General features: G+C 67.1%; 6 protein-coding genes. 3 read left to right on the forward strand and 3 right to left on the reverse strand.

Features of this window, described 5'->3' with window-relative positions; translation table 11 throughout:
- Positions 1 to 2: 2 nt before the first annotated feature.
- From folD to I7X39_RS19920, 3 genes are all read right to left on the reverse strand, one after another.
- Positions 3 to 857: a bifunctional methylenetetrahydrofolate dehydrogenase/methenyltetrahydrofolate cyclohydrolase FolD gene (gene folD, locus I7X39_RS19910; protein WP_198112932.1), complete on the reverse strand. Its 855-nt coding sequence runs from the start codon at positions 855 to 857 to the stop codon at positions 3 to 5.
- A gap of 63 nt (positions 858 to 920) precedes the next feature.
- Positions 921 to 1,547, reverse strand: coding sequence for a response regulator transcription factor (locus tag I7X39_RS19915; protein ID WP_198112933.1), 627 nt, complete (start codon positions 1,545 to 1,547; stop codon positions 921 to 923).
- On the reverse strand, positions 1,544 to 4,084 hold the full coding sequence (locus tag I7X39_RS19920; protein ID WP_198112934.1) for a PAS domain-containing sensor histidine kinase: 2,541 nt from the start codon (positions 4,082 to 4,084) through the stop codon (positions 1,544 to 1,546). The genes I7X39_RS19915 and I7X39_RS19920 overlap by 4 nt, the downstream gene beginning before the upstream one ends.
- A gap of 129 nt (positions 4,085 to 4,213) precedes the next feature.
- Here I7X39_RS19920 and aceE point away from each other — a divergent pair, with 129 nt between their 5' ends.
- The 3 genes from aceE to I7X39_RS19935 form a co-directional block, all read left to right on the forward strand.
- Entirely contained in the window at positions 4,214 to 6,922 is a 2,709-nt protein-coding gene (aceE, locus tag I7X39_RS19925) for a pyruvate dehydrogenase (acetyl-transferring), homodimeric type (protein WP_198112935.1), read from the forward strand.
- Between the two features lie 12 nt (positions 6,923 to 6,934).
- Entirely contained in the window at positions 6,935 to 8,590 is a 1,656-nt protein-coding gene (aceF, locus tag I7X39_RS19930; protein ID WP_198112936.1) for a dihydrolipoyllysine-residue acetyltransferase, read from the forward strand.
- A 10-nt stretch (positions 8,591 to 8,600) separates the two neighbouring features.
- Positions 8,601 to 9,108: biotin/lipoyl-containing protein (locus tag I7X39_RS19935; protein ID WP_198112937.1), on the forward strand; the 508-nt coding region annotated here is incomplete at its 3' end.

Here is a 9,108-nt window from a genome sequence, read left to right on the forward strand (position 1 = left end):
GCTCAGGCGCCCGCCTTGCGCTGGGCCGCTTCCAGGGTGTTCTGCAGCAGCATGGTGATGGTCATGGGGCCGACGCCGCCCGGCACCGGCGTGATCCAGCCGGCGACTTCCTTCACCGGCTCGAAGTCCACGTCGCCGCAGAGCTTGCCGTCCGGCAAGCGGTTGATGCCCACGTCCAGCACCACCGCGCCGGGCTTGACCATGTCGGCCGTGACGAAGCGGGGGCGGCCCACGGCGGCCACGAGGATGTCGGCCTGGCGCGTGATCTCGGCCAGGTTGGGCGTGGCCGAATGGCAGATGGTGACGGTGGCGCTGGCCTGCAGCAGCAGCATGGCCATGGGCTTGCCGACGATGTTGGAGCGGCCGATCACCACGGCGTGCTTGCCGCGCGGGTTGCAGCCAATCTCTTCCAACATCTTCATGCAGCCGTAGGGCGTGCAGGGCTTGAAGCCGGGCTGGCCGACCATCAGCGCGCCGGCGCTGGCCACATGGAAGCCGTCCACGTCCTTTTCCGGAGCGATGGACTCGATCACCAGGTCCGCATCCAGGTGCTTGGGCAGGGGTAGCTGCACCAGGATGCCGTGGACTGCCGGATCGGCGTTCAGTTCACGGATGCGCGTCAGCAGGTGGTGCTGCGTCATGTCGGCCGGGTGGCGTTCCAGGCTGGAGGCCATGCCGATGGCTTCGCAGGCCTTGACCTTGTTGCGCACATAGACCTGGCTGGCCGGGTCCTCGCCGACCAGCAGCACGGTCAGGCCCGGCTTGTGGCCGCGTGCGGTCAGCGCGGCCACTTCGGTGGCCATGTGGGAGCGCAGCTTGGCGGCCAGGGCATTGCCGTCGATCAGTTGGGCGGTCATGGGCGGGGTCCTTTCAGAAACGAAAAAGGCCGCTCGGTGAGCGGCCTCGTGGGTATGCGGCGATCAGGCCTTGGCGGTGGTGGCGCCCAGCGCGATCTTGAGCAGGTCGGCCACGGTGTTGGCGTTGAGTTTTTCCATGATGTTGGCGCGGTGCGCCTCCACGGTCTTGATGGAAATGCCCAGGTCGTCGGCGATCTGCTTGTTCAGGCGGCCGGCCACGATGCGCTCCAGCACCTGGGCTTCGCGCGTGGTCAGGCGGCTCAGCAGGGCGTCGCGGCTGGCGGCTTCCTGGTGGCTGGCGAAGGCCGTGCGGGCCTGTTCCAGCATCTTTTCCACCAAGGCCACGAGCGAGTCTTCCTTGAAAGGCTTCTCGATGAAGTCGATCGCGCCCTTCTTCATGGTCTGCACGGCCATCGGCACGTCACCGTGGCCGGTGATGAAGGCCATCGGCAGCGGGCTCTTGCGCTCGATCAGCTTGTCTTGCAGCTCCAGGCCGCTCATGCCGTCCATGCGGATGTCGCAGATCAGGCAGGCCACTTCGCGCGGGTCGAAGCGGGCCAGGAAGCTTTCGGCCGAGTCAAAGCACTTGACGCGGTAGTCCTTGCCCTCCAGCAGCCATTGCAGGGAGTCACGCACGGCCTCGTCGTCGTCGACGACAAAGACATTGCCCTTCTTGGGAATCAAACTCATGGTGTGGTGCTGGCGGTCGGGGAGGGAGTGAAGCTGTCCGCGTGGCGCAGATCGACGGGGATCGTGAACGAGAAGCGGCAGCCCGAAACAAGCTCGCCATTGTAGAGATTCTCGGCGCGCAGCCGGCCCTGGTGGCTCTCGACGATAGACCGGCATAACCCTAGGCCGATGCCCAGGCCGTCGGCCTTGGTGGAGTAGAAGGCCTCGTAGATGCGGTTGATCGCGTCCTCGGGCAGGCCGGGGCCCATGTCCTGCACGGAGAACTCGATGGTGCCGCCCTGGTCCGGCATGTGGCGCGGGACCACACGCAGCTCGATATGGCGGCGCGAGGGCGGCAGCTTGGCGATGTCGATCGCCTCGGCGGCGTTCTTCAGCAGGTTCAGCAGCACCTGCTCGATCAGGATCGGGTCTACCAGCAGCGCGGGCAGGCGCTGCGCCACATAGGTGTGCAGCTGCACATTGCGGCGGCGCAGCTCGATCGAGGCCAGTTCGACCGCGTCCTCCACGATGTCGGCGGCCTGCGCCGTCTGACGCTGCGGTTCGCTGCGCTTCACGAAGGCGCGTATGCGATGGATCACCTGGCCGGCGCGCTGGGCCTGCTTGCTGGTCTTTTCCAGTGCGGCCAGCAGATCGTCCTTGGCGATGTTGTCGCCGCGCACGCGGCTGATCATGCCGTTGCAGTAGTTGGTGATGGCGGTCAGCGGCTGGTTCAGCTCATGCGCCACCGAGCTGGCCATTTCCCCCATGGTGATCAGGCGGCTCGTCACCTGGGCCTTGGCGGCCTGGGCCTCGGCCTGCTGCTCGGCGGCACGGCGGCTGGTGATGTCGGTGGCGATCAGCATCTGCGCCAGGCGGCCGTCGGTCCATTGCAGGTAGCGCGTGCGCACGTCGAACCAGCGCTCCAGCTGCTCCACATAGACCTCGCGCGGGCTGCTGCCGGGCCCTTCGGTGAGCGGCTGGGCGGGCAGGCCGGTGTAGTCGTCCACATCGTCGCTGGGCAGTGCCAGCTGGGTGCCGGGTTGCTCGGCCAGCTGGGTGTGGCCCAGGCTCTCGGCGCCGAACCAGAGCCGGTAGCTGCGGTTGGCGAACAGCAGTTCCTGCTGCGGGATGGAAAGCACCGACACGGCGGCGTCCAGGCCTTCCAGCACGGTGGTGAAGCGCTCGTGGCTGGCGCTGAGCTGGTCGCGCACGCGCTTGGCCTCGGTGATGTTGGTCATCGAGGCCATCCAGCCGGTCTGCTTGCCCTTGGCGTCCACCAAGGGCGAGACGTACATGCGCGCGTCGAACACCGAGCCGTCCTTGCGCATCACCTTGACTTCAATGCCGCCGCTGGGGCTGCGGCCCTGCATCTCCTGATCCAGCAGGCGCTGGTTTTCTTCAATGCGGTCGCGCGGCCAGTGCGGGAAGGGCGGGCGGTGGCCGAGCAGCTCGGCTTCGGTGAAGCCGGTCATCGCGCAGAAGGCCGGGTTCACGTAGACGATGCGCGACTCCATGTCGAGGGCACGCATGCCGGTGAGCATGGAGTTCTCCATCGCACGCCGGAAGTTGGTCTCGGCCAGCAGGGCGTTCTGCATGTGCAGGCGCCGGCGCATGTGGCGCCAGGTGCCCAGCAGCATCCAGACGGTGAGCGTGGCCAGGGCCACCACCATCCAGAACAGGGTGTTGGAGATCAGGCCGATGCTGGTGCGGTAGCCCTGGCCACGCAGCACCAGGCCATTGAGCGCCGGCGCCAGCGGCACCTCGTGCAGGATGGCGGCCTTGCCGGGCGTCACGCCGGGCATGGGGGTGACGGTGCTGGCCACCACCAGCTCGTTCGGGTCCAGCACCGCGATGGCGTGGCGCGAGGCCACCTCGCTCGGCACGTAGTAGCGCAGCAGGGCCTCGACGCCGTACTCCGCGATCAGCACCCCGGCAAAGCCATGGCGGTCGATCAGCGGCACCTGCAGCTGGAAGACCAGATTGCCCACCGCATCGTTGAAGGCGCCGGTGTAGAGCGGCTGGCGGCGCTCGCGCACGGCCACGAAGGTCTGGTCGGGCACGTTGTTGCCCTGGGGCATCGAAGGGTCGGCCGAGCCCGGGGCCATCAGCGTGGGGGCCTGGAAGCCGGTGCTGGCCACCGAGGCGCGCCGCTCGCGCCGGGCGCTGAGCCAGGTGATGTGCATGACCTCGGGCCGTTCGCGCGCGAAGGCGCTGGCCTGGGCGCTGAACTCGTAGGTGTCGATCGCGCGCGTCACGATTTCCCGCGCGATGCGCGCCATCTGCTCCTGGTTCTCGATCAGGCGCAAGCGCAGCTGTTGCTGGGCGATCTCGGTGTCGCGCTTGACAGCCTCGCTCTCGCGCTCGATTTCTTCGTTGCGCAGGTACCAGAAGGCCAACACGATGGTGCCCAGGAAGAGCAGCACCGAGAGCAGCGGGCCCAGGGTGGCGAAGCGGTCCTGGCGCGCGGGTGACTGGCGGCGCCACCAGCGCGTGGCGGCGGCCAGGGCGGGGCGAAAGAGGGTCTGGAGCGACTGGCTCCAGTCGGGGCGGAGAGGCATCGCGTGATTATCTCGACCTCCACTCGGTTTCGTAATGCGGAAAGGCTATCCGCCATTTGAAAGATGGGCGGCCTATGGCACACTCCGCCCTCGATTCGAGTTGTGACTCTAAAAACGGAGACGTCCCCCATGTCCGCCCAGCCGAACGACATCCTGGCCGCGCGCCCCAACGACGCTGATCCCCGCGAAACCCAGGAGTGGCTGGACGCCCTCAAGGCGGTCATTGGCGAGGAGGGCGGTGAACGCGCTCACTTCATCCTGGAAGCGCTGATTGACGAGGCCCGCCAGGCCGGCATCGATGTGCCCTTCAGCGCGAACACGGCCTACCTGAACACCATTCCGGCCGACCAGGAAGCACGCTGCCCGGGCAATATCGAGATCGAAAAGCGCCTGCGCGCCTACATGCGCTGGAACGCCATGGCCATGGTGGTGCGGGCCAACCGCCTGAACCCCGCCGACGGCGGCGACCTGGGTGGCCACATCGGCTCCTTCGCCTCGCTGGCCTCGATGCTGGGCGCCGGCTTCAACCACTTCTGGCACGCCGAGAACGAAAGCCACGGCGGCGACCTGCTCTACATCCAGGGCCATAGCGCGCCCGGCATCTACGCGCGTGCCTTCCTGGAAGGTCGCCTGAGCGAGGCGCAGCTCGACAGCTTCCGCCAGGAAGTGGATGGCAAGGGCCTGTCCAGCTACCCGCACCCCAAGCTGATGCCGGAGTTCTGGCAGTTCCCCACCGTCAGCATGGGTCTGGGCCCGCTGATGGCGATCTACCAGGCGCGCTTCCTCAAGTACCTGCATGCCCGCGGCATTGCCGACACGGCGCAGCGCAAGGTCTGGGCCTTCATGGGCGACGGCGAGATGGACGAGCCGGAAAGCCTGGGTGCCATTGGTCTCGCCGCGCGCGAGGGCCTGGACAACCTGGTCTTCGTCATCAACTGCAATCTGCAGCGCCTGGACGGCCCGGTGCGCGGCAACGGCAAGATCATCCAGGAGCTCGAGGGCGAGTTCCGCGGCAGCGGCTGGAACGTCATCAAGCTGGTCTGGGGCAAGGGCTGGGACGAGCTGCTGGCGCGCGACAAGAGCGGCAAGCTCAAGCAGCTGATGATGGAAACCGTGGACGGCGACTACCAGGCCATGAAGGCCAACGACGGCGCCTACGTCCGCAAGCACTTCTTTGGCAAGTACCCGGAAACCGCCAAGCTCGTCGAGCACATGAGCGACGACGAGATCTTCGAGCTGCGCCGCGGTGGTCACCAGCCCGAGAAGGTCTACGCCGCCTTCCACCAGGCCCACCACAACACCACCGGCCAGCCCACGCTGCTGCTGGTGAAGACGGTCAAGGGCTACGGCATGGGCAAGGCCGGTGAGGGCAAGAACACCGTCCACCAGACCAAGAAGCTGACCGACGAGGACATCAAGTACATCCGCGACCGCTTCGGCATCCCCATCCCGGACAGCGAGTTGCCCAAGATCCCGTACTACAAGCCGGCTGACGACACCCCGGAGATGCGCTACCTGCACGAGCGCCGCCAGGCCCTGGGTGGCTACCTGCCCAAGCGCCGCGTCAAGGCCGACGAGAGCTTCACCGTGCCGCCGCTCTCAAGCTTTCAGGCCGTGCTGGACCCCACGCCTGAAGGCCGTGAGATCTCCACCACCCAGGCGTACGTACGCTTCCTGACCGCGCTGCTGCGCGACAAGGAACTGGGCCCGCGCGTCGTGCCCATCCTGGTGGACGAGGCGCGCACCTTCGGCATGGAAGGCCTGTTCCGCCAGATTGGCATCTACAACCCCAAGGGCCAGCTCTACACCCCGGTCGACAAGGACCAGGTGATGTACTACCGCGAGGACAAGGCCGGTCAGATCCTGCAAGAGGGCATCAACGAGGCCGGCGGCATGGCCTCGTGGATCGCCGCGGCGACGTCGTATTCGACGAACAACCGCGTGATGATCCCCTTCTACATCTACTACTCGATGTTCGGCTTCCAGCGCATTGGCGACCTGGCCTGGGCCGCGGGTGACATGCAGGCGCGCGGCTTCCTGCTCGGCGGCACCAGCGGCCGCACCACGCTGAACGGCGAAGGCCTGCAGCACGAGGACGGCCACAGCCATATCCTGGCCGGCACCATCCCGAACTGCATCAGCTACGACCCGACCTTCGCGCACGAGGTTGCCGTCATCATGCACAACGGCCTGGAGCGCATGGTCGGCAAGCAGGAGAACGTGTTCTTCTACCTGACCCTGCTGAACGAGAACTACGCCATGCCGGGCCTGACGGCCGGCACGGAAGCCGAGATCCTCAAGGGCATGTACCTGCTGCAGCCCGCCGCCAAGCAGTCCCTGGAAGTGAACCTGCTCGGCAGCGGCACCATCCTGCGTGAATCGATGGAGGCCAAGAAGCTGCTCGAAGCCGACTGGGGCGTGGGCGCGAACGTGTGGAGCTGCCCGAGCTTCAACGAACTGGCGCGCGACGGCCAGGACGCCGAGCGCTGGAACCTGCTGCACCCCACCGAGACCCCGCGCGTCTCCTTCGTGGCGCAGCAGCTCAGCAAGACCAGCGGCCCGGTGGTGGCCTCGACCGACTACATGAAGGCCTACGCCGACCAGATCCGTGCCTTCATTCCCGCCGGCCGCGCCTACAAGGTGCTGGGCACCGACGGCTTCGGCCGCAGCGACTTCCGCAGCAAGCTGCGTCAGCACTTCGAGGTGAACCGCCACTACATCGTCGTGGCCGCCCTCAAGGCGTTGGCCGACGAAGGCAAGCTGCCGGCCGCCAAGGTGGCCGACGCGATTGCCAAGTACGGCATTGACGCCAACAAGATCAACCCGCTCTACGCATAAGGACGCACCAACATGGCATTGGTGGAAGTCAAGGTCCCGGACATCGGGGACTTCAAGGACGTCGCGATCATCGAAGTGCTGGTCAAGGAAGGCGACACCATCCGCCCCGAGCAGTCGCTGATCACCGTGGAGAGCGACAAGGCCTCGATGGAGATCCCGAGCAGCCATGGCGGTGTCGTCAAGGCGCTCAAGGTCAAGCTGGGCGATACGGTCAACATCGGTGACCTGATCCTGGAGCTGGAAGCCGCTGGCGCTGCGGCGCCGGCGCCCAACACTTCGGTTGCCGTGGCGGCCGCGCCGGCGCCGGCCCCTGCGGTGGCCGCGCCCGCACCGGCCGCAGTGCCGGTTGCCGCGGGTGGCGACGTCACTGTCGTGGTGCCGGACATCGGCGACTTCAAGGATGTGGCCGTCATCGAGCTGCTGGTCAAGCCGGGCGACACGGTCAAGGTCGAGCAGAGCCTCATCACCGTCGAGAGCGACAAGGCCTCGATGGAGATTCCGAGCAGCCACGCTGGCGTGGTCAAGGAACTCAAGGTCCAGTTGGGCGACAAGGTCAACATCGGCAGCGCCGTGCTGGTGCTCAGCGGCGTCGCCGGTGCGGCTGCTGCCGCGCCCGCTCAGCCGAGCGCCGCACCAGCCGCTGTGGCCGCTGCCCCCGTGGCAGCCAGTGCGCCGGCGCCAGCGCGCAGCCAACCTGCTGCCGCGCCGCATGAGCCCCTGGCCGCCACTGGCAAGCTGCCGCACGCCAGCCCGTCGGTGCGCAAATTCGCCCGCGAGCTGGGCGTGCCGCTGGCAGAGGTCAAGGGCTCCGGCCCCAAGGGCCGCATCACCCAGGAGGACGTGCAAGCTTTCGTTGGCGCGGTGATGGCCGGCGCAACGCAGACCCAGGCGCAAGCCGCCAAAGCCCCGGCCGCTCCCGCGGGTGGCGGATCGGGCCTGAATGTGCTGGCGTGGCCGCAGGTGGACTTTTCGAAGTTCGGCGCGGTTGAGCGCAAGCCGCTTTCGCGCATCAAGAAGATCAGCGGCGCCAACCTGCATCGCAACTGGGTCGTCATCCCGCACGTGACGAACCACGACGAAGCGGACATCACCGAGCTGGAGGCCTTCCGCGTGGCGATGAACAAGGAGCACGAGAAGTCGGGCGTCAAGTTCACCATGCTGGCCTTCTTGATCAAGGCCTGCGTGGCGGCATTGAAGAAGTTCCCCGAGTTCAACGCCAGCCTGGATGGCGACGAACTGGTGCTGAAGAAGTACTTCCACATCGGCTTCGCAGCCGACACGCCCAACGGCCTGGTGGTGCCCGTCATCAAGGACGCCGACCAGAAAGGCGTGGCGCAGATCGCCAAGGAGATGAGCGAGCTCGCCGCCAAGGCGCGCGACGGCAAGCTCAGCCCGGCTGAGATGAGCGGCGGCTGCTTCAGCATCTCGTCGCTCGGCGGCATCGGCGGCACCTACTTCACGCCCATCATCAATGCGCCCGAAGTGGCCATCCTGGGCGTGTGCAAGAGCTTCATGAAGCCGGTGTGGAACGGCAAGGAATTCGAGCCGCGCCTGACGCTGCCGCTGTCCTTGAGCTGGGACCACCGCGTCATCGACGGCGCGGCTGCGGCCCGCTTCAACGCCTATCTGGGCGCCATCCTGGCGGACTTCCGCCGCGTACTGCTCTGAGGTCGGCGACATGGCACAGATCGAACTGCGCGTTCCCGACATCGGCGACTTCAAGGACGTGGCCATCATCGAGATCCTGGTCAAGCCGGGCGATGCCGTCGCCGTCGACCAGAGCCTGATCACGGTGGAGAGCGACAAGGCCTCGATGGAAATCCCCGCCACCGGCGCGGGCGTGCTCAAGGAGCTGAAGGTCAAGCTCGGCGACAAGATCAACCAGGGTGACCTGATCGCGCTCGTCGAAGGCGCGGCAGTCGCTGCAGCGCCAGCGCCGGTGGCTGCGGCACCGGTCGCTGCTCCCGTGGCCGCGCCCATCGCGGCCCCCATCGCCACTGCCGTCCACACCGGCGGCGCCGACCTGGAGTGCGAGGTCCTCGTGCTCGGCGGCGGCCCCGGCGGCTACTCGGCCGCCTTCCGCGCGGCCGACCTCGGCCTCAAGGTCGTGCTGGTCGAGCGCTACGCCACGCTCGGTGGCGTCTGCCTGAACGTCGGCTGCATCCCCTCCAAGGCGCTGCTGCACG

Source organism: Inhella proteolytica, from assembly GCF_016093275.1.
GTDB classification, from domain to species: Bacteria; Pseudomonadota; Gammaproteobacteria; order Burkholderiales; family Burkholderiaceae_C; genus Inhella; species Inhella proteolytica.

Coding starts and splice junctions, on each gene's coding strand:
- aceF (WP_198112936.1), top strand. CDS start 6,935: ATGGCATTGGTGGAAGTCAAGGTCCCGGACATCGGGGACTTCAAGGAC.
- I7X39_RS19915 (WP_198112933.1), bottom strand. CDS start 1,547: ATGAGTTTGATTCCCAAGAAGGGCAATGTCTTTGTCGTCGACGACGAC.
- I7X39_RS19920 (WP_198112934.1), bottom strand. CDS start 4,084: ATGCCTCTCCGCCCCGACTGGAGCCAGTCGCTCCAGACCCTCTTTCGC.
- folD (WP_198112932.1), bottom strand. CDS start 857: ATGACCGCCCAACTGATCGACGGCAATGCCCTGGCCGCCAAGCTGCGC.
- aceE (WP_198112935.1), top strand. CDS start 4,214: ATGTCCGCCCAGCCGAACGACATCCTGGCCGCGCGCCCCAACGACGCT.